The organism is Streptococcus suis (assembly GCF_002960625.1).
Lineage (GTDB): Bacteria > Bacillota > Bacilli > Lactobacillales > Streptococcaceae > Streptococcus > Streptococcus suis_T.
This window is the reverse complement of the sequence record NZ_POJH01000017.1, coordinates 129,772-151,298: the sequence shown is the minus strand read 5'-3', so window position 1 is coordinate 151,298 and position 21,527 is coordinate 129,772. Positions and strand designations below refer to the sequence as shown.

General features: G+C 42.0%; 20 protein-coding genes. 3 read left to right on the top strand and 17 right to left on the bottom strand.

The annotated features are described in order from the left end of the window. The first annotated feature begins 842 nt into the window (after positions 1–842). Positions 843–971, top strand: a complete 129-nt coding sequence (locus tag C1G49_RS11370; protein WP_269088201.1) for a hypothetical protein — start codon at positions 843–845, stop codon at positions 969–971. Positions 972–1,331: 360 nt separating this feature from the next. Here C1G49_RS11370 and C1G49_RS02970 read toward each other — a convergent pair whose 3' ends face one another. The 12 genes from C1G49_RS02970 to C1G49_RS02910 all read right to left on the bottom strand — a co-directional run bounded on the left by C1G49_RS02970 (position 1,332) and on the right by C1G49_RS02910 (position 15,478). Next, entirely contained in the window at positions 1,332–2,765 is a 1,434-nt protein-coding gene (locus C1G49_RS02970) for an ATP-binding protein (RefSeq protein WP_105124546.1), read from the bottom strand. Between the two features lie 44 nt (positions 2,766–2,809). After that, positions 2,810–3,967 (bottom strand): helix-turn-helix domain-containing protein, encoded by a 1,158-nt coding sequence (locus tag C1G49_RS02965; protein ID WP_105124545.1) that lies wholly within the window; start codon positions 3,965–3,967, stop codon positions 2,810–2,812. Beyond that, on the bottom strand, positions 3,967–4,677 hold the full coding sequence (locus tag C1G49_RS02960) for a DUF5986 family protein (protein ID WP_105124544.1): 711 nt from the start codon (positions 4,675–4,677) through the stop codon (positions 3,967–3,969). Before C1G49_RS02960 ends, C1G49_RS02965 begins: the two co-directional genes overlap by 1 nt. A gap of 109 nt (positions 4,678–4,786) precedes the next feature. Next, positions 4,787–9,157 carry an Eco57I restriction-modification methylase domain-containing protein gene (locus C1G49_RS02955; protein ID WP_105124543.1) on the bottom strand — a complete coding sequence of 1,457 codons (4,371 nt, stop codon included), beginning with the start codon at positions 9,155–9,157 and terminating at the stop codon, positions 4,787–4,789. 3 nt (positions 9,158–9,160) lie between these two features. Then, on the bottom strand, positions 9,161–9,856 hold the full coding sequence (locus C1G49_RS02950; RefSeq protein WP_044691252.1) for a hypothetical protein: 696 nt from the start codon (positions 9,854–9,856) through the stop codon (positions 9,161–9,163). Positions 9,857–10,058: 202 nt separating this feature from the next. Beyond that, the gene (gene rpsI, locus C1G49_RS02940) at positions 10,059–10,451 is read right to left on the bottom strand and encodes a 30S ribosomal protein S9 (RefSeq protein WP_002942223.1); all 393 of its coding nucleotides are present in this window, start codon (positions 10,449–10,451) and stop codon (positions 10,059–10,061) included. A 19-nt stretch (positions 10,452–10,470) separates the two neighbouring features. Next, positions 10,471–10,917 (bottom strand): 50S ribosomal protein L13, encoded by a 447-nt coding sequence (gene rplM / locus C1G49_RS02935; RefSeq protein WP_027972471.1) that lies wholly within the window; start codon positions 10,915–10,917, stop codon positions 10,471–10,473. Between the two features lie 225 nt (positions 10,918–11,142). Continuing rightward, the gene (locus C1G49_RS02930) at positions 11,143–12,036 is read right to left on the bottom strand and encodes a PEP phosphonomutase (RefSeq protein WP_105124541.1); all 894 of its coding nucleotides are present in this window, start codon (positions 12,034–12,036) and stop codon (positions 11,143–11,145) included. A 67-nt stretch (positions 12,037–12,103) separates the two neighbouring features. Further along, positions 12,104–12,964, bottom strand: coding sequence for a DegV family protein (locus C1G49_RS02925; RefSeq protein ID WP_105124540.1), 861 nt, complete (start codon positions 12,962–12,964; stop codon positions 12,104–12,106). Beyond that, complete coding sequence (locus C1G49_RS02920) at positions 12,961–13,482, bottom strand: NYN domain-containing protein (RefSeq protein ID WP_105124539.1); 522 nt, start codon at positions 13,480–13,482, stop codon at positions 12,961–12,963. The genes C1G49_RS02925 and C1G49_RS02920 overlap by 4 nt, the downstream gene beginning before the upstream one ends. Next, positions 13,483–14,211, bottom strand: coding sequence for a 23S rRNA (guanosine(2251)-2'-O)-methyltransferase RlmB (gene rlmB, locus C1G49_RS02915; protein ID WP_032511689.1), 729 nt, complete (start codon positions 14,209–14,211; stop codon positions 13,483–13,485). Positions 14,212–14,266: 55 nt separating this feature from the next. Next, the gene (locus C1G49_RS02910; RefSeq protein ID WP_105124538.1) at positions 14,267–15,478 is read right to left on the bottom strand and encodes a PASTA domain-containing protein; all 1,212 of its coding nucleotides are present in this window, start codon (positions 15,476–15,478) and stop codon (positions 14,267–14,269) included. A 186-nt stretch (positions 15,479–15,664) separates the two neighbouring features. On the opposite strand from C1G49_RS02910, the gene C1G49_RS02905 reads away from it, so the two are divergent. Together C1G49_RS02905 and C1G49_RS02900 are read left to right on the top strand one after the other, a co-directional pair. Beyond that, entirely contained in the window at positions 15,665–16,054 is a 390-nt protein-coding gene (locus C1G49_RS02905) for a DUF1761 domain-containing protein (protein WP_105124537.1), read from the top strand. Between the two features lie 74 nt (positions 16,055–16,128). Beyond that, the gene (locus tag C1G49_RS02900; RefSeq protein WP_105124536.1) at positions 16,129–17,097 is read left to right on the top strand and encodes an aromatic acid exporter family protein; all 969 of its coding nucleotides are present in this window, start codon (positions 16,129–16,131) and stop codon (positions 17,095–17,097) included. Positions 17,098–17,242: 145 nt separating this feature from the next. Here C1G49_RS02900 and C1G49_RS02895 read toward each other — a convergent pair whose 3' ends face one another. From C1G49_RS02895 to cysS, 5 genes are all read right to left on the bottom strand, one after another. Next, positions 17,243–17,467: a hypothetical protein gene (locus tag C1G49_RS02895; RefSeq protein ID WP_105124535.1), complete on the bottom strand. Its 225-nt coding sequence runs from the start codon at positions 17,465–17,467 to the stop codon at positions 17,243–17,245. Between the two features lie 129 nt (positions 17,468–17,596). Beyond that, the gene (locus tag C1G49_RS02890) at positions 17,597–18,727 is read right to left on the bottom strand and encodes an ABC transporter ATP-binding protein (RefSeq protein ID WP_105124534.1); all 1,131 of its coding nucleotides are present in this window, start codon (positions 18,725–18,727) and stop codon (positions 17,597–17,599) included. Positions 18,728–18,836: 109 nt separating this feature from the next. Then, on the bottom strand, positions 18,837–19,691 hold the full coding sequence (locus tag C1G49_RS02885) for a helix-turn-helix domain-containing protein (RefSeq protein WP_105109922.1): 855 nt from the start codon (positions 19,689–19,691) through the stop codon (positions 18,837–18,839). A gap of 1 nt (position 19,692) precedes the next feature. Further along, positions 19,693–20,091 carry a Mini-ribonuclease 3 gene (locus tag C1G49_RS02880; protein ID WP_099810349.1) on the bottom strand — a complete coding sequence of 133 codons (399 nt, stop codon included), beginning with the start codon at positions 20,089–20,091 and terminating at the stop codon, positions 19,693–19,695. Continuing rightward, the gene (gene cysS, locus C1G49_RS02875; protein WP_105113889.1) at positions 20,084–21,427 is read right to left on the bottom strand and encodes a cysteine--tRNA ligase; all 1,344 of its coding nucleotides are present in this window, start codon (positions 21,425–21,427) and stop codon (positions 20,084–20,086) included. Before cysS ends, C1G49_RS02880 begins: the two co-directional genes overlap by 8 nt. Positions 21,428–21,527: the final 100 nt, after the last annotated feature.

The window sequence follows — 21,527 nt, the reverse complement described above, 5'->3', positions numbered from 1 at the left end:
TAATCAGACGAGCCTCGTGAGTAGCAGGTAAATCCCAAGCAAGATTTAATTCCAAACTTAACTGATTTGTGTTATACTGTTTATACATTTTCATGCCTTTCTAGTTGTTTTGTGGTTATTATAATTATAAAGCATGAAATGGAAAACGAGCAACTCCTAATTGGAATTGCTCGTTTTTTTATATGTGAGCGGCTAGTTTTTGCCCAGCCTCGATTTTTAGGTTATGGCTTCGAGTTATAATAAAAAATGCTGGGAATAATTCTCAGCATTGTAAACCAAATTTATAAGGGGACCAGTGGTGGCACGGGTGTTTTACAGTCAAATACTGAAGGCAGTACCTTACCTGCATCAGAAATAGATACCTTTGAATGAACTGTTACCAGTCATCCTACATCATCCCCTCATTTATTTCATTCTGATAAACCTATCTAAATTCTTCAAGAATAAGAAGGTATCAAGCGCAAATTGTAAGAAAAAACACTTCCCAAAATTGAGAAGTGTTTGAGTTGTACGATAATCTGAACAAGCAGATTAACGCTTACTGAACTGACTAGCTTTACGCGCTTTCTTGAGACCTGGTTGGAGCATTGTTTATTTCAACTAATTTCAAAACCTTTTAACATCAATGTTTTCACGGTTTTTCAAAACTCAAAATTTTATCCAATTTCAACTAATTTCATCAAAATAAGGTAAATTTTCAAGTAAAATAAGCAAAATCGAACCAGAAAATACAAAAGTTTACCTTATTCTTGATTCTAGAAAATACATCAACTAAAAATATTCACTTTTAATTTTCACGCATACCATGTATAATATAGTTACAAAATTAGGAGGCGTAGCTAATGAATGTTCCACTGAGTATCAGTACTACAAAAGTTTGCAAAGAGGAACCTAATGTAGAAACTAGTATTCTCAAAGCTGAGCCAACTTTTGAATTTGACAAAGAATTAGAAAATGCTAGGAATCAATAAAATGAATTATTGAATGAATTGGTGGATATATGAAATGTCCCACCTAAACGAATTTGACATATTCACAGCCGATTCTTGAAATAAACTCTATGATGAAAAAAGTGGTTATCGACCTGATTGTTGACAGCCACTTTTCTGTATTCTACTGTATTCTACTGTATTCTACTGTATTCTACTGTATTCTACTGTATTCTACTGTATTCTACTGTATTCTACTGTATTCTACTGTATTCTACTGTATTCTACTGTATTCTACTGTATTCTACTGTATTCTACTGTATTCTACTGTATTCTACTGTATTCTACTGTATTCTACTGTATTCTACTGTATTCTTATTACTAATAGTATCCTGACTGCAATCATTTATCAACTAAAAGATAATACTGATTGCGGTCATTTTTACTTGAACCAAACCAAGTAATGATTTCTAAATCACGAAGTTTATGTAACATTTTAACAACAAATGAGCGACTTCTCCCTGTCAGTTCAATCGCTTTTGCCGTTGTCATTCTCTCGCCTGAATTATACATATAGTGGACAATCAATTGCTCGTCTGCTGTTAACTCACCAAAATCAGAGAACTGTTTTTCTAGACTGTCTCGTGTGCGCAGATGACGGCTGACAATATTATTTTCAAGTGTGAGGAGAACCTTGTTCCCAGGTTCTGAGTATTTCGGTTCATGGAGAAAAGCAGATTCCATCTCCGAGTAGATCCGTTTAACACCTTCATTCATCTCGCGTACCCAACCAAACTCTGTCAAGGTTCTGGCAATACGTGGATTTCTCGAAAAGCGTTCATGCTTGATATTTTCAACTGTTACGATATTAGGCAATTTCCCTGGGCTATGAATCTCTAGTCGATCATCAAACATAAGGACACGAATGTGATCTCCATAGACAGAATAATCACGGTGAGTTACGGCATTGACAACACCTTCAAACCAAGCAAATTCAGGATACTCAGGTAAAATTTGGAATTGACCATCATTATCAAGATACTGAAATTCGCGAAGCTGAGTACGGATAAAATCACGAACCTTGATAATCAAGGTAGGCAAAGCATCATCAAAAGTCACTTCTTTGATAACATTAAAACTACTTCCAGTCCCCATATCGGTACCATCAAATCGTTGAAAACGAACGCGCGCTTGAGGGAAGAAAGCCGAAGGATACTTGCCAAAAAGCAAAATGGCTGCCTTGGTTAATTTCCCATTGATTAGAAAACGACGTGCTTTAAGGATTTCTTCTGTAGAACGATCTGAAATATCAAAACGATTTTTAAAATCCTGAACTAGATGGTCATCAATATCTTCCAAGGTCGCATCGGGTACAACTTCATCCTCAAAGAAACGTTGTCCCTTATCATAGCTGAGCTGAGTGCGTTGCTCGTAGCTCAACTTAACTGTTTCATCACCCTGACGAAGATAAACCTCATCATTTGGTGCTGCAATCACACGATTCGACGACAATTCAACAGAGATAACCAAAATTAAATCATCTTCACCCTTATGATTAACCACAGGGATTTCTTCAAAATATAAATCCAAAGGAGTCTCACGCATCTCACGGTCAATCTTTTTGAAGTCTTCAATCGGATAAGCCCTGCCGTCCTTGAAACCAGTGATAATATTACCCTGTTTCTCATCTTCAATACCAATCACCAACTGACCACCATCCGCATTTGCAAAAGCAATCAGGTGTTTGAGAAGTTCAGACGGTTTCTTTCTAGCTGATTTTCTGTCTAGATATTGACTTTCTGGAGAAAACTGATAGTGAGATAAGTTTTGATTCATATAGTTCTCCTTAAACATATAAAAAATAATTAAAAATTCATGATTTACAAAGTCCTAGATTTTAAATGTACAATATTATTTCTCTCTTGTAACAACGTCTCCTTTGGAATGTCCATAAGCTCTGAAAGTATCTCTACTGGAAGAGGATAGCCGTACTTAAGATTAAATCGCTGGACTATAGATTGATTTTCAAATAAGCCCGCATCCGTCAGTAATTTATATGCCTGTTTAGCAAGGATTGGTCGTGATACTGGAATACTTGCATCCTCTGGCTCCTCTCTTCGCCATCCTCTGGCACTCATTCTTTTTTGTAGACGAGTATATTGTTCCGAATTTAACAAACCCAAATCCTTTGCACGATAAATCATACTGGCTATAGATACATTCCACTTAGACTTCAATTTCAAATAATATGCGAGATCTTCTTCATGTCCTTTTAGATCTTCGGAAAAAGCAGAGGCTGGTAATAAAAAACTCGAAGCAAATCTATTAGCTTCTTGCTCCATTTGTCTATATTCAACATTGGAAAGCTCCTGTGGATATACTGTTCTAGCATGCAAAGCCCAATGCCCTAACTCATGAGCCAAGCTAAATTGTTGCCTGAAAAAATTATTATTATCTTGGTCGATTAAAATACAATAATATCTCTCAGAATCTGTTCCCATTTTCAATTCAACAAAACTTCCAAAAGCATCCACTTTCTCAGACTTTGAATTAATTATTGCAATATGGAAGCCATTTGTTTCTAGTAACCTGAGAACACTGGAAATTGGGTTATCACCCAATCCCCAACTCTTTCTTATCTGATCTGCAACTTCCTCTGGTGAAGCATTTTCATGACTTTCAAATTCTGCTAATTTCGGGAAATCAACATAATCTTCAAAAAAATTCGCCAAGAGAGCCAGTGCTTTTTTTAGCATCTCACTAGACTTCTTCTCAGTTTGTGAGGATGTTAACTTACTCCTATAAAAAGTTCCTAAATCAGTAGTTATAAATTTATCTTTTGTTTGATAGAAGGACAGCGGAAATTTCAGTTCAAAAATTATTTTTTGCAATACCTCAGAACTCGGCTTTGATAAATTCTTTTCGTATTTAGAAATCATCTGTTTAGAAACTCCAACATTCTCCGCCAATTGGCTAATGGAATAATGTCTAAAATATCTCGATTCCCTAAGTCTATCTCCATTAAATTCTTGAGCCATTATAACGTTCCTTTTACTATTGGTTTTAATGTAACGAGTTGAGGCTCATCTACTAAATCATTCACCTGTTCATCACGTTGTACCTCAGTTCTAATTATACCAGCTGAACTTGGAAGTAAGTGCGAAATATCTACTGAACCGACTGATAAAAATTGTGGAGTGTAGTCTTCTAACGAAGCACTCACAGCTTCTTGACCTACATAATCAACAATCAAGAATCTAATCTTAGTCACATGTTCACAATACTCACCAAGCATCCTAACCAGATCAGCTTCTTTTCTTTTCACTTCAGAGCTATCAGCATCAAAAAGAGAAAGCTGTTCCACTTCTTGTTCAGGATAAAGCCCCTCATTTTTCAAAAGTAAACTTAAGGTATAATGAGTAGAGGTTCCATTTTTGAAATATCGATTACGAATTGTCCTAAAATTATTTTTGGAGAAGAAGGCTATTAGTTCACCTGTCTCAATATTCAATATAGGGTCAAATTGCCAAATCCCCCTCTTAATATGCAAAACTTTCCAAATACTATTATTTTCAAATAATCCTTGAAGCATATCCGCTCTTCGTGCCCAAACAGCCTGATAAATTCCATTTTGACTGGTCTCTGAAATGGCACCTTTAAAATCTGTCTCAATATTCCGAGTAGTAAAACTCATTACATCTAAGCACTTTACAATAGCTTCCTTTTCAAAGGCAGAACTCTTTATCATTTATTCACCTCAATTCGTTTGTTATTTAACTTCATTATAACAGACAAAGGGGACAAAAACAAGAAAAACCACCAAAAAAGTCAACCGCTTTTTGTGGTGGTTTATGCATCTACCCCATCTCCTTCACTTTACTTTCAATAAATTCAATCTCATCATCCGAAAGTCTATATTTTCGATAGAGTTGTGCGTCTAACTCAGCGATTGATTGCGACCAATCAATGTCCGAGTGGGATGTAAAATCTTGAAGTGGTATAAATTTATACGTAGTTCTTGCGGCATCTTGACTAGATTTAGCTGTAGCATGCAGTAACCTGGCAAATTTCGTTTTCATATAATTTGATAGATTATGCGCTTGTTGTTCAGTTAGGTCTAAATCAGCTCCCAAAACTATATATGTCTCAGTACAAATAGTACCAGGTCCTGCAATAATTGTATTAAAGTTATCATCATTAAGTTCTGTCCCAATATTATTCGCTCGCGCCGTCAAAACTTTCCAACAATCTATCCACTCAGTTTTCGTTGTAATCTCTGCTCGCTCAACATAGCCGACCGCCCCCTTCCCATAGCATACAACAGGGTTTGTCAAGCCACTGGCGTCAGCATAAAACCTTTTATCTCTGATAAAGAAGCCGCTGAAGCCGTACGGCTTCCGCGGCGACGCGATTTCAGAAATTTTCCCTTTATGTTGATGCGTCGCTTCTATTTTCGTAAGAATATTTAAAATTCGATGATCACGAATGAATATATCTACATCATCCTCAGAAAGCCTACGTTGAACTTCTGCGGCTACTTTTCCGCCTTCCATTGTAATTACTCGCGTTAAATCTTTTTGATTATTCCAATCACTATCCCAATGCACTACACAAACACCTCCACGGATATTTGTATTTGGGAATACCTCATCAGGATTCGGAAAATCATATAAATCACGAATGGTGACATCAGATAACATTTCTGCTCTAAAGTTATCCAACCCTTTACCACCTGTATACCAACGACTTGGCATTATTAGACTAATATGATTTGGATTTAATGTTTTGGCAAGTTCTACAAATTTATGATAAATAGGGCTAGCACTTGCTTGCGCTCCTCCATCACTTTCCTGATACGGAGGATTTCCTATCACTACATCAAATTTCACCTTGTTAAATGCCTCCTCGACTAGTTTTTTACCTTGTTCAATATCTGTTTTTAGGGTATCTGTCAAGCTTTCAATGTAAGTTACATTGGTTTTGTACTTCCGATATCCTGTCAGTGTACGTTCTGTGATGGTTTTTGCCATTGGTGTTTTGGCAATAGCATAGATGTTATTCGCTAAAATATCTTGATAGACTTGGTCAGCTTCAAAACGATGATCATCATTTTCTGTCACTCGTTGATAATACAAACTAATGGCACTATGAAGGGGATAGAGACCTGTCTTCGAGTTGATATCCAAAATTTTAGTTTCTTTCTGATAAATAGATGAGGTAATCTCATTGTCTACCCAGTGAAGATTTGACGTCGCACCATCTGTCACCGACTCAAAGTTATCATCATAGAAGTTCAATCCGCCTACTGACTTAGATACTTGTAGATTGACCACTCGCCAAGGTGTCAGTACAGTTTCCTTGTCAGGGTTTTTAAAGGTCCCAAACAGCTCTGCAATCTGCTCCGCTCGCTCGATGAAGTCCAGGTCATCAAATGATTTAGCACGCTGACGGATAATACGACCCGCTTCAATAAAGACCTCAGCATCATAATACTTGGTAATCTCACTAAACATTCCCTTGGTGAAGCCTTTTGGCATGAACTCTTTCCACGATTCATCATCCACCTGCTTGATAAAGTCCTGAATGGTGATATCTTTTGATAAATCGACCGCCATACCGTAAATCATCATCGGAATACGGATAGAAACCCCGCGTAAAATAGAAATCATATTTTTCCGCTGTTTCTTAGCTTCTTTTTGTTTTTCGATAACTTCCAGCTCTTCTGCAGTCCGTTTAACTTTGGGCTTCTTCTTAGCCCGTTCAGCTTGCTCATGTTCTTCATCTGTCAAACCATTTTCGTTAATTACAACTTTCTTAGGCGTTTTTTGACTCTGCGTCTTACCAACGATAGCATTTAGTTTGGTAAACATAGACGCATCATCAGCGGTTAAAGTTAGAAGATTATCATTATAGAGGCTGTCATCTTCGAAACCTGACCGCACTGCCTTTTCAGCATAAACTTTCTTGAGCTGTGTCAGCATTCTATCGACATCATAAGTCTTCATACCATGCTCAGAAGCCCCTAAAATTGGCATAAAGTTTAACAGACGAGCCATAGCTTGCTTTTGTGCTTGCGTATTTTTCTTCCCTACACCTGAGTTAATCTGAGCACTCTCCGCCATGACAGTCAAGGCTCTATCCGGAGCAAAATCAAAGACATAGCAATTGGTCTTCATTCCCAATTTCTCATGTGAGAAAGGCGTCTGGGCACGGAAAGCAGCTTGTAGGTAGTTCATGGCACTATTGGTATTAGACAAGAAGAGAACAGCTGTCCACTCTGGAATATTGACGCCTGTTGTCAACTTACGAACAGTTAGAGTAATGGTTTTGGTCTGCGATGGGTCTTGACCAATAGCAGAGCGAACTTTCTCTATATCCGCATCGTTAGCAATTCCATCATCGCTACTTGATCCTCGAACAACGTTAACAATTTTGTATTCTTTCCCGAAAATAGGGTGTTCTTTCAGCAAGTCCTCAAAGGCATTAGCTTCCTTAACACCTGGCATGAGCCAAAGTGTATGCCGCAACTCCTCACGATAATTCTTCGTTGAGAAAGGATAATTAGTACTGCTATATGGATGCGTAATATTGTCTAAGAACTGACGAACCTCTTGCCGATAAACAAGCTGCCCATCCTCAGCCACACGGAAGAACTCTCTGAAGTTGAACGATTTGCTCTCATCGGAAAAACGTTCCTTGTGTTTCATTTCAAAAGTGTACATAGATACTTTTGGCAACGTTTCATAAGGGTTTGGCTCATTTGGACGTTCTAATTCCCACTTCTTCTTAGCCTGTTGTTCCATGACATAGTCCCAAGTATAGACTTGCTCCTCATCAAATTGATCCAAAAGATTAAATGGCGTCCCAGATAGTTCTAGTATTCTTGTATGCTCTTTGACCAATTCCTTCATAACGGTGTCACTGAGCTCGGTTTGTGTTCCCTCGTGTGCTTCATCAACAATAATCAAATCCCAATCTACATCCGAAAAATCTTTCAGATTGGTTTGTCCGCCATTGTATCGAAGGAGTTGGATGGAGGCAAAATAGATAAACGGTTTATCTCCCCGCTTCAAGTTTTCAAGCGTTTCTCCTTGATCGACTGAGCCATAATCATACCCATCGGCGCTCATCTTCATTTTCTTGAAATCATCAAACCAAGAAACTGCCACAACAGGGCGATGAGTCATGATGAGAACTTTTTGAAAGGCTTCATTCTTGATCAATTGCAAGGAAGTCAAGGTTTTTCCGAAACGCATTTTGGCATTCCAAAGCATCTTATCTTTTTTCTTAAAGACTTTTTGCGTCTGCTCGACCGCTGCCTCTTGTTCTGGACGAAGGGTGATAACTGGTTCCTCAATAAATGATTCTTTGGCAGTAATATTTAAATAATTTCTACCTTCTTTAACAGCTTTAATAGCAGCCTTTGCTGTCTCTAAATCCGTCTTGAACCACTCTGTTCCTTCCAGTTGTTCAGCCTGTTGAATCCCTGAACGCTTCAAGACATTATGCACATCATAATCATGAAACCATGACTTGGTTGCCTTTTTATAAGCAAGCTCTACCCAGCCAAGCGTGTAAGGCAAACCAGATGTTTTCATGTATTGATTAATACGTTTTGGGGCAACAGTACGTAAAAAGTCACTATTTGGCGACCAATCCGTCTCAATATCATCCGAAGAAACGCTACCCTCACCAATTTTTTGAGTCCCTTCGAAGGCATTAAATAGTCCACTTTCATTGTTAACTGTTTGAATATAGATAAACTTCCGCTCAGCAGTAGTGTACATTTCTTGTGCTCTCGGTTCTAAAAAATGACCAATTGCACTGGCTTTAATATCCGGTTCAATATATGTCAGCATGACCCAAGCTAGGATTTCAAAGACTTGTTTTAGTGATTTTAAGGCATTTTCTTTTGTCGCATCTTCTGGATTAAGGACATGGGCAGAATTATTCCCCTTTCCCTTGATATCATAGAAATGATCAATAATAGTCTTATTATCAATAAGGCCTTTTATCTCACTTAGCACATCGTTAAAAGTCGCACGTTCACGAATATCTAGGTATTCTCTATCAGCAACCAACCTTGCTGTATTTTCAGCAACTTTCCTCACTTTTGTTAGCGTGCCTTCATAATCCCCGTGCGTATAATTTTCTTCAGCCATATTTATGGTTCTAAAAAGCTCGGCTGTATCTATATCAATTGCCAAAAATTCGAAATTTGAAATCATAGCCTAATCTCCTAGCAAATACACTTTCTGAATACTTATCTCTTCTATTGCATCTGTTTTTTCAACAACTTCATCTTCTATTTTAAATTCATCATCGATATCAAAAAAGCTCAGTTGTCCTTCTACGACTGCCCTATCATCTTCAACCTCTTTACCTAAAAGTTCTGATAATGCAAAAGGAATTTTTCTCACCAAACTAGGATGTCCTTTAACCATTTGCCATTCATTAAACCTGATAGGCTCCCCTGTGACTGGGTGCTGCTGAGTCAAGGTATTTCCTCTCACAATATTTTTATGAATAAGATAGTGAGCTGATTTGTAGATATCACTCTTACTACTCAGTTTGACACTAAAAGTTTTTTCATACCAATCTAGGTAATAAAGAAACATGCGCGATCGTGCCACTTCTAGATTATCTTCTAAAAACTCTATACCATAAATAGACGAGAGAGCAACTAAAGACTTTGTTTTCCAATTTCTTTTGTCATACTGTCTGACCACTGCCTCTAGTTTTCTCTCCAAAATAGCTTGCAAAAAATTACCATCACCTGCAGAGGGCTCTAAAAAGGTCTTATATACATTTTCACAAGCTTCTTTCACACCCGGAGTATCCAGCATTTTCTGAACCATCCAGGCAGGTGTAAAGACTTCACCATGTTTTTGAACACGTTGTTTTGATTTGATTAAATTCTCTTCCAAAGCCAACTCCTTGAAAACGTTCATCTTGACTATCATTATACCATTTTCCAATGAACACTACTAGATTTCATCAGAACTTTATACAAAAAACGTCAAATAAAATTGGTACACGATTTTTAACAAATGCTTTTCAAAAAACCACAAAAAAGACACCCAAGAAGTAATTCTTGAATGTCCATAAACGTTGATATAATCGTGTTGATTAACGTTTTGAGAATTGTGAAGCTTTGCGGGCTTTTTTGAGTCCTGGCTTTTTACGTTCAACCATACGAGCGTCACGTGTAAGAAGACCAGCGCGTTTCAATGAATCGCGGAAGTCTGGGTCTACTTGAAGCAATGCACGCGCGATACCGTGACGGATCGCACCTGATTGACCACCGTAACCACCACCGTTCACGTTAACGAAAACGTCGTATGAACCTTGTGTTGAAGTTACTGCGAATGGTTGGTTGATAACCAAACGAAGGTCAGCGTGTGGGATGTACTCTTCTACATCTTTTTTGTTTACTGTGATTTTACCAGTACCTGGGACCAAACGTACGCGTGCAACCGCGTTTTTACGACGACCAGTACCTGTGTATTGTGCTTGTGCCATTTAGATTACGTCCTTTCCCTTAGATAAGACCTGAAATATCAAGTACTTCTGGTTGTTGTGCAGCGTGAGTGTGCTCAGCACCTACAAACACTTTCAACTTCATGCCTTGTGCACGACCAAGTGTGTTGTGTGGAAGCATACCTTTAACTGATTTTTCAATCAAACGAACAGCGTTTTTAGAACGCAATTCACCAGCTGTGATTGATTTCAAACCACCTGGGTGCAATGAGTGAGTGTAGTACACTTTGTCAGTTGCTTTTTTACCAGTCAATTTCACTTTCTCAGCATTGATAACGATAACGAAGTCACCAGTATCAGTGTGAGGTGTGAAAGTTGGTTTGTTTTTACCGCGAAGAACGCTAGCAACTACTGCTGAAAGGCGTCCAAGAGGTACATCAGTAGCGTCTACTACATACCATTTACGTTCAACTTGGCCTGGTTTAGCCATAAATGTTGTTTTGTTCATGATTTCTCCTATACGAATCGTTTTTGTTTACTGGGCGGATGTTCCGGTCCGCGGGTATTTGGAAGGTTCCGGGGCCTTTCAAATGGGGTAAACAATACCGTCTACCATTCTATCAAAACTACTGTTCTCCGTCAAGTTATTTTACTTTACTTTTTTTATTTTTTCTTCACCCTAAAACAAGGATAGAAAAAACGAGCTTTAATAGCAGAAAAATGACACCAAATCCTATCTCCTCACCGATTGCCCCATTTTGAAATAGGTGTGCCGTTTGCCTCTGACCGCCAAGGACAAAGCCAAGATATTTTCAGGGTCTGGCATGCGACCGTAGCCCCCATCTCCGATGTGGTGGATGTCCGAGCCCACCCGCTTGTTGCTGAGCCCAAACTCCCGCACCGTCTGGCTGTCCGCACTCTCCTGACTAGTCCCAATGGTCGAAATAACCAAAGCCCCACGCGCCTTGACCTGACTGATGATTGGTGCCACAATCTCCTCCCGCACACCCGGCACCGTTCCGACTGCAGGTATGAGGACACCGTCTGCCCCCAGCTCCACAAAATCCAGCAGAGCTTGGCTGTCCACGACCGACTCTCCCAGACCTGCACCGTGCATCTTTCCTGCAAAGATCAGGCCCTCAAAGTGTTCTTTGGCAAGGCCAATAGCAGAGCGGATTGCAGACATAGACACACCCGTAGCAGGATTACCTGTCAGCATAATGTAGTCTACGCCAAGAACTTGGGCCTGTCGCAGACTTTCTGGACTGACCTGTCGACCTGGTTTAAGAAAGACCTGCTGGTCTTGAACTTCCTGACTAGTATCCACAGGCTCCAAGTTTATCCCAACCAATCGACCCGTCAACCGCTTGATTTCAGCGATGGGATTGTCGCAGTCGTAAAAACCAACAATCTCCGGATGAAAAACATCCAATTCATTGAGCACCAAAAGGTCACAACCAAAAGTAGCCATCATCTCCGCATTGGTCACCCCTGCAATCAAGGGAGCTGCCGTCACCACCGTTTCCCCCATGATAATCCGACCTTCACTGGATAGAATGGACTGCTTGAGCTCCTCCTTGGTCGCTCCCACCATATCACTGGCATAGCATGACAATAAACGTTTCATAAGAACCTCCAAATGGATATGTTTAATTATTTGTAATCGCTTTCTATTTCTGTAAAAAGAAAAGAGATTATCTCTCTTTCTGATTGATGGATAGGATAGCTAAAACGCCTGTACCTGTATGGGTGGCAATAATTGGTCCCAACTCTGTCAAGAGAACATCGGTCACACGGCTATCTTCCAACAAGGTCGCTTTGATGGCTGTCGCAGCTTCCAAATCACCTGTATAGGCCACCATAACCGTAGAATGGTCCAAATTATCCAAGGTCAGGTTCAACATTTCCTTGATCCCTTTTTTACGACCACGGATTTTGGCAATGGCTTCTAACTTCCCTTCCGCATTGAGAGCAAGAAGAGGTTTGATATTGACCAATCCACCAATGAGGGCTGCCGCCTTAGACAGGCGACCACCACGCACCAAATGGTTGAGGTCGTCGACCAAGAGATAGGTCCGTAAACGTGGGACCAAGTCCTCGATGAGCGCCTTGGTTTCAGCTAATGACTTACCTGCTGCACGCGCTTGAGCTGCTTGCATAACCAAGTACCCTTCGCCAATAGCCGCCGCCTTAGTATCTACAATTTCAATAACAGCATCAGGATAAGCATCCAAAACCATATCGCGTGCAATAACCCCACTCTGATAGGTCCCTGAAAGAGCCGATGAAAAGGCTAGGTAAAGCACCTCTTTGCCTTCCTTGGCTGCCGCTTCAAAAACTTCTTCAAACTGACCAACATTGACCTGACTGGTTGTCGGAAGACCTCCAGTTGCCATCTTTTCAAGCAAATCCGCAGAAGTCAAGCGGTTTTCCCCAACGGTTTCATAGGTTACGCCGTCTAGGTTAATAGTCAAACCGAGCACGGTCACATCATTTTCTTGGACCCAGCTGATTGGCAAATCCGATGTCGAATCAGTTACGATTGTAAATGTCACTCTTTCATTTCCTCCATCATTTCTTTTAAAGCTTGAAAATTCCCATCTGACCAGGGATTGAGCCGTGGGGTGTAAAGCTCTACCTGATCCACAAACTTGTCCAAGTCCTTCTTGATAACCCTGGTTCTCTCCTCCAACTCACGCGCCGAAACCCTTAAGGCACCTTGGGAGAAGACCACCCACTGTTCATTGAGGTCACTGGTTACGACGGAAACCTGCTTGCGACGGTCACTATTGAGCTGGGCGCTGAGTCGTTCGATATAACTATCTGCCGTCTCTTCTTCCTCTGTAAAAATGACCGATACCTTGTATTCATCATACTGCTGGCGAAGACCTGGCACATGGTGGGCATCAAAGACACAAATCACCTCGATCTGTTCAAAGGCTGCGTAGTGAGACAAGGTGCGAAGCAAGGTCGTTCTGGCCGCATCCAAGTCTCCCTTTTTAAAATCTTGCTTGGTGGCCTGCCAAAAGGCAATCATGTTGTAGCCATCTACGATGAGAACTTTTTCTTTCATTTAAATTTTCTTCCGAAATACTTCGTACATCAGCACAGCTGCTGCTACGCTGGCGTTGAGAGATTGGACATGGCCCTTCATAGGAATGGTAATCATCTCATCCACCTGCTTTTTGATATTGCTGGAGATGCCCTTGCCTTCGTTGCCGATAATAAGGGCTAGTTTGCCAGCTGTATTCCACTTGTGGCTTGGAGTTCCATTCATATCCGTGCCAAATACCCAGAAACCAGCCTCCTTGAGCTTATCTAGGGTTTGGCTGAGATTGGTCACTCTGGCGATTGGGACATGGGCCACCGCACCTGTGGAGGTCTTAGCCACAACAGGCGTCACCCCAACTGCTCGGTGTTTGGGAATGATGATGCCTGCAACCTGAGTGGCATCTGCGGTCCGTAAAATCGAGCCGAAGTTGTGGGGGTCTGTCAGACCGTCCAAGATGAGAATGAGGGGATTGTCTTCCTGCTCTGCCTTTTCCAAAATCACCGACAGGTCTGCATAGGCGAACTCGGAAACCCGCAGGACAAAGCCTTGGTGAACGGCACCTTCTGTCATGTCAGACAGGGTCTTCTTGGGCGTCCAAGAGATTGATACCTTCTTCTCTGCCGCTAGAGCCTTGATTTTTTCTACATTTTTTCCGCGTAAATCATCCTGGATGTAGAGCTTGTTGCCGGTGTTGGCCTCCAAACTCTCCACCACAGCATGTACGCCATATACCATATCATTTTGTTCCATAAGAGTATTATAGCACATTTTTGAAAAGGAAAAAGCCGAGAATTTCTCAGCTTTCTTAGTTCACACTGTTTTCCAAATAATAATGTTGGGCAACATACCAGTTGACACCCCCTTGTTCCGGATCTGTATCATATTCGCTTGCCTCTAACTCCCCACGACTATTGATCCGATAACTCCAATCTCGTGGTTCAAAATTAGGGTCTGATGGTACAGTTACATCTGCATAAACTAAACCATCCTCAGCCATACGAACACTAATGACAACCTGATTTTTCCGATACTTTTCAATCATGACGCTACGACTAAATAAATCATCCATGACCCAAGCTTTTACCTGATCTGTCGTTAAGTTTTTGGTATCAACCTGTGGTACAGGATTATGTAAATCCGTCAACGAAATCCAGCCCTGTCCTGATTTTAATCTGCCCCAACTATGTCCTTCTTTTTGAATAGTCTCAACTATCGTATACGTTCCAGGTTCTATATCGGTCACAACTTCTCCAGATAAACTAGGTTCCTGACGAATAACCTGTCCTTGTTTTTTAATATCCACAGTAAACGATTGAACGGCGCTACCTACCTGAGACTGACTAGAAGCTTCCGAACTTCCAGCAGTCTTACTAGTTGCTGCCTCACTAGTCGAGCTCTCTTCGACTGCAATCGTCTCATCGGTACCTTCTGCAACAACTAAATTCACTGCACTTCCTCGTTTCGCCTTTCTTCCCCCACTTGGAGAAGACATACTGACCGCCCCAGGCTGAACTGACTGCCCACCAACTTCTGTTATTGTACCAACTTTTAACCCCTCTTCATACAGTAAATCTTTAGCTTCAGATAGCTCAATACCATATAATTCAGGAACTGTAACTTGAGAAATATCTTGGTAGACAAAATATAAGCCAGCCATTCCTAACACAGCCACAACACTTGAAATGATTAGCCATATCTTTCGTCTTTTTGCGTCTGCCAAACGTTTCTCAGCTTGCTCTCTTTGATAATCCTCATAATCTTCCTCAGCTTCGCTGAGCATTTGCTGGAGTACAAATCGTTGACTATCATCTGTAGCCTGTGCTAAGTGCAATCGTAATTGAAAAATTCTGTCCTTAAACTCTTTTTCAATTTGACGCTCATGCTCTTTTTGCAAAAGATTATTTTGTTTTTGAAGTGCTATTGCTTGAGAATTCATAGCAGAGGTTTGAGCATCCATTTTTTGCTTCAATTCATCATGTCTCTGCCGCTCTTCAAAATCTCGCATCCATTGATCCATAATAATCTCCTCCTCATAAAATATTGGTTATTATCCATAAACAAAATCCATTTTATTTTAGTATAACATAACACCTTAATTTGTCAATTCTCATTTTCACCCCGTTTCAATCTGACTTTTGACAAATAGTAAAGCCTATGATATTCTAATGTCTATTATTTATCCGTACAAGTAAAAGGAGAACATATGACACTTATTTTGGGAATTCTGGCTGGGCTGATTGCCTTTGCGATTGGTGGTTTGTGGTATGGTTTGATTTTCCGTGATGCTTGGATTGAAGCCTCTGGCATTGACATGGCCAAGGTAGAAGCTGACCGTCAGGTTGGAAAAAATGGCCAGAAGGAAATGATGATTTCCTTAGCGATTGAAGTTTTGACTGCTGTTGTGGCAATTTTCTTCATCAAGACCCTTGGTGTTTCACCACTCCACGCAGCTGGCGGCATGGGTGTGATTGCGGTACTTGCTTCATTGAAGAACTACGTCTTTGAGCAACGCCCTCTTAAACTCATCCTGATCAACGAAAGCTACAAACTGGTCTGCTACCTGGTAGTTGGTATCCTGGCTCTATTTGCATAAGCAATTCCCTCCTATCCTTAGGAGGGTTTTGTTTTATGGTACAATAGAAACAGATTAAGACCAAAGGAGCCACCATGTCCCTCTCCCTCCGCACCATCAAACTGATATTTGCTACCGTCCTAGCCATTTACCTAGCGACCGCCCTGGGCTTGTCCTATGCGACGGCAGCTGGCATCATCGCCATTCTCAGTGTCCTCGACACCCGCAAGTCCAGCTTCAAAATGGCCCGCAACCGCCTCTTTTCCACCCTCCTGGCCCTAACTATAGCCGTCCTGATCTTCGCCCTCTTTGGCTTCGGCATCTGGACTCTGGGCATCTACCTGGCCCTCTACGTCCCTCTGGCCTACCGATTCAACTGGGAGGCAGGCATCGCTCCTTCGACCGTCCTCGTCACCCACCTCTTGCTGGAGCAGGATATTTCGCTGATTTTTTTGGGAAATGAGCTGGCGCTTTTTCTGATTGGGGCAGGACTGGCACTCTTGTTTAACCTCTATATGCCCTCGCAAGAAAAGAAAATCGAGGCCTACCACGACCAAGTTGAAGACCTGCTCAAGCAGATTCTCCTCCGTTTTGAAGCCTTTCTGCTCAACGGCGACGGACGAAACGAGGCAGAATTGATTACGCAGCTGGATAAGACCTTGGATGAGGCCCTGAAAGTCGTCTATCTAGACCGCCACAACCAGCTCTTCCAGCAGACCAACTACCAGGTCCATTACTTTGAAATGCGGGCCGCACAAAACAAAATCCTGCGGACCATGGCAGGAAATATCAACAAATGTTTACTGGAAGGTAGAGAAAATATTATCCTGTCCAGCCTCTTCGGGCGAGCAGCCCAGCAACTAAGCCGAGAAAACTCCGCCAAGGAACTGCTCCTGGATATCGAACTCTTCCATGCCACCTTCCGCGAGCGACCTCTGCCACAAACCCGAGAAGAATTTGAAACCCGTGCCACCCTCTTTCAGCTCCTACACGATATGGAAGCCTTTATTCGCCTCAAGGTTGACTTTTATGAGGTTTATAAAGACCAAGAACCGTCAGTTTAAACCGACGGTTCTTCTATTTTTCCATGAAATTCATCTGATATAGTCTTTTAGTTTACTTTTAGTACTAGGCAACGAGCCACAGGCATAACTCAATGCTTTCTGGTTTCTAGGCATTGACTTGAAACAGTCCCCCAGACTGTTTCAATCAGGCAAGGTGAGTTAACGACGTAATAAAAGATAAACTAAATGACGATACTTGGTTGTGCAAATGCAAGAAAGACAGCCCCATCATGACCGCATTCCCTGCGACAGCAATGATGAATTCCTCCTTGGTGGATACCTTACCCATCCAAATGCATATCATCAAAATAAGGTTGTAAAGCAAAATATACAGAGCCGTTATCCGAATTTTTTTCAGTAATATTTTCATGGGAAACCTCCTGTAAGTATCTTTTTATATTTATTATATAGAATTTAGCAAGCAAAAACAAGAAATTATATGTTACTAACCAAAAACCGCCAGATTTTCATCTGACGGTCAGGTGTTTTATGAACAAATTTATACGATTGCCTTGCTTGTTGCATCATCGAAGAAATGAGCTTTGTTGAGGTTGAAGGTCAAGCGGACTTTATCGCCTGGGTTGTGATAATCACGCGCATCGACACGAGATACAAATTCAGTGTTTCCAACCTTAGAGTAAAGCATGGTTTCTGCACCGAGAAGCTCTGAAACGACTACTTCTGCTTCTACGATAGAAGAAGGGTAAGTATCCAATTCTAACTGAGAAGCCTTGATGTCTTCTGGACGAATACCAAGTGTGAAGCTCTTACCATTGTAGCCTTTTTCTTCCAAGTGCTTGCGACGACCTTCTGGAAGATCCACTTTGAAGCCATCTCCAACAAGAACACCATCTTGAAGCGTCACTGTGAAGAAGTTCATAGCAGGGCTACCGATGAAGCTAGCAACAAACTTGTTGACTGGACGATTGTATAGCTCTTCTGGGCTACCGATTTGCTCGATACGACCGATTGTACCTGTACCTGCTGGGTTTTTAGTCGCAGACATGATAACGATACGGTCTGCCAAGGTCATAGCTTCTGTTTGGTCGTGGGTTACGTAGATGGTTGTTGCACCGATACGGCGGTGGATTTTAGCAATCTCTGTACGCATGGATACACGCAGTTTGGCATCCAAGTTTGACAAAGGCTCATCCATCAAGAATACTTTTGCATCACGAACGATGGCACGACCCATGGCAACACGTTGGCGTTGTCCACCTGAAAGGTCAGCTGGTTTGCGTTCCAAGAATTCTGTCAAGCCAAGAATTTGTGCAGCCTCTTCCACACGTTTTTTGATTTCGTCCTTGCTGTATTTACGCAATTTCAAACCAAAGGCCATATTGTCAAATACAGTCATGTGTGGGTAGAGGGCATAGTTCTGGAATACCATGGCAATGTCACGGTCTTTAGGTGCCACATCGTTCATGAGAACGCCGTCAATGTAAGCTTCCCCTTCTGTAATATCTTCCAAACCAGCAATCATACGAAGAGTAGTTGACTTACCACATCCTGAAGGACCTACGAATACGATAAACTCTTTGTCCTTGATGTCCAAGTTGAAGTCTTCAACTGAGTAATGCTCGCTGTTAGGATATTTTTTGTAGATATTTTTTAAATTCAATTGAACCATGTTCAATCCTCGCTTTCTTTGATGATTTCATTATAAATGAAAACGTTTTACTTTTCTCTGTCAATGTGAACAAAAATATAAAAATCTTTTGTACATCTTGCACAAAAGATTAGTAAATTCTATCTAACAATACTTGATAACAGAAACTCAAGTCTGTCAATTCCTTCAATTGAAGACCTGTCATATCCTGCCATTTATCCAAACGGTATTGGAGGGTATTCCGATGAACATAGAGGGACTGAGCGGTCTTAGTGACCACGGCCCCCTCTGCCCATAAGGCTAGAATGATATCCTGCATATCTTGCTGGTCAATCAGATCTAGCATACTGGCTTTTATCAGACCAAGCTCCAAGCCTGCTCTACCTTGTCCCCAAAGAAAAAGTTGACTAAAAGAGAGGACGGTTGATTGGTGGTAGTGGGCCCGCCATTGAGCGAAAAGGGCTGCCTCTGCTTGATAGAGTTGGGGCCAGCGGTCTGCGAGTTGACGGGGCCAGACCTGGCCGACCAAGAGGGTCAGTCGCAAGCCGAAGTCGAACTCCAAGGCTGACAGGGTGTCTGCCAGAAGGCTTTGATAATCCGTCCAAGTGCCTTGGTCCAGGATAAAGAGGTAGTCCTGAGCCGTCAGCTGCACCTGAGCCACCTGACTGGGCAGTAGGTCGGTCATCATGATTCTCCAAGCGTCCAGCTGGGCTTCCTTCTGCGACCAAAGGTGGACATGGATAAACTGAATGGCTTCAACCGTCTGGGGCAGCGAGCCTTGACCTTGTAGGTAGGACTGCCAAGGGCTAGACGGTTTCTGGTCTTGAGGACGCGACAACAAGGACAAGAGATAGCGTTCCCGCTCTGTCAAATCCGCATCCGCCAGATTCAGATAGCGACCGTCGCCCAGAGCCAGAGTGTTTTCGCCCGCTTCCCGCGACAACCTGGCCTGCGGAAACCAACCTGCAAGTTCCTTCTCGTTCATCTTATCCCCTTTCTATTTTGTCAATACACCAGCCCACCAGCTCCTCCAAGCGTTCGATTTGCTCGGTCATGTGCAGGTAACCCAAAACCGCCTCAAAACCTGTGGACATCCGATAGGTGACCACGTCCGCATTCTTAGCCTTGGTGTGGCTATGGCTATTCCTTCCCCGCTTGTAGATTTCTTCCTCTTTTTCGGTCAATAGCTGAGCTTCTAAGAGGGCTGAGATTAGGCTTGCCTGAGCCTTGGCAGAGACGTATTTGTTAGCCTCGCCGTGCAGTTTGTTGGGCTTGGTCAGCCCCTTGAAAATCAAGTGCCGTCTGATATACATGGAATAGACGGCATCCCCTTCAAAAGCCAGGGCAATTCCATTGATGAGATTGACATCTACTGCCTTAGTCACGTGTCCACCTCACACCATCCTTGGTATCCAAGAGCTTGATGCCCTGGGCTGCCAATTCATCACGAATGCGGTCAGCCGTCGCAAAGTCCCGATTGGCACGCGCTGCTTGACGTTCTGCTATCAAGGCTTCAATCTCGCTATCCAAGACTTCTTCTTCAAAGACGATGCCAAAGACGGCGAGCATTCTGCCAAAAGCTTCCTTAACTGTTTCATCGTAGTTGCCAGAGTTGATCCATTTGGCAAAGTCAAAGATAGCCGTAATTCCATTTGCCGCATTGAAATCATCATCCATGGCTGCTTCAAAGGCTGCCAAATGCAATTCAAGACCTGACTTATCCACAAAGTTTTGCACAGGTTGTGTATAAGTGTTTTTTAGATATTTGAGATTGATTTCCGCATCTGAAATAGCCTTCTCAGTGTAGTTGAGTGGACGGCGGTAGTGCTGGGTAGATAGGAAGAATCGCAAGACCTGACCGTCAATTTGTTCCAACATATCATGGGCTGTCAGGAAATTGCCCAAGGACTTGGACATCTTCTCATCGTTGATATTGAGCATGGCATTGTGCATCCAGTAGTTAGCAAAGGCCTGACCTGTCTTGCACTCAGACTGGGCGATCTCATTGGTATGGTGAGGGAATTCCAAGTCCGCACCACCACCGTGAATATCAATGGTATCTCCCAAAATCTCTGTCGCCATAACCGAACACTCGATATGCCAACCTGGACGACCTGCTCCCCAAGGACTTTCCCAAGACACTTCGCCTGGCTTAGCAGTTTTCCACAGGGCAAAGTCGAAAGGATGTTCTTTGAGTTGACCTTCTCCCTCAACACGACCAGAAGCCCCAGCTTCTAGGTCAGACAGGGTTTTGTTGGCCAAACGAGCATAGTTTTCCGCCTTTTCCACACGGAAATAAACATCGCCTGCCGCTTCATAGGCGTAACCCTTGTCAATCAAGACCTGCACAAAATCAATGATTTCATCCATATAGTCGATAACACGAGGATTTTGGGTAGCTGGTTTGACACCTAACTTTGCCACATCTTCCTTGAAAGCTGCGATAAACTTATCAGACAGTTCCTTGGTTGTCATGCCAGCTTCATTAGCAGCTTTGATAATCTTGTCATCCACATCCGTAAAGTTAGAAATGTAGGTCACATCAAAGCCACGGTATTCAAAATAGCGGCGGATGGTATCAAAAGCCACGACACTACGGGCATTGCCGATATGGATATAGTTGTAAACCGTCGGACCGCAAACATACATCTTGATCTTCCCCTCTTCCAAGGGAACAAAGTCACGCAAACTGCGAGTCATGGTATCGTAAATTTTAATCATAGCTTCTCCATTACTTCTGAGTATTCTTTAGGATTTGATACTTTTGATACAATCTGACCAGCCAATAAGCTGTCGCTGCCAACCAAATCATCCCTAACTG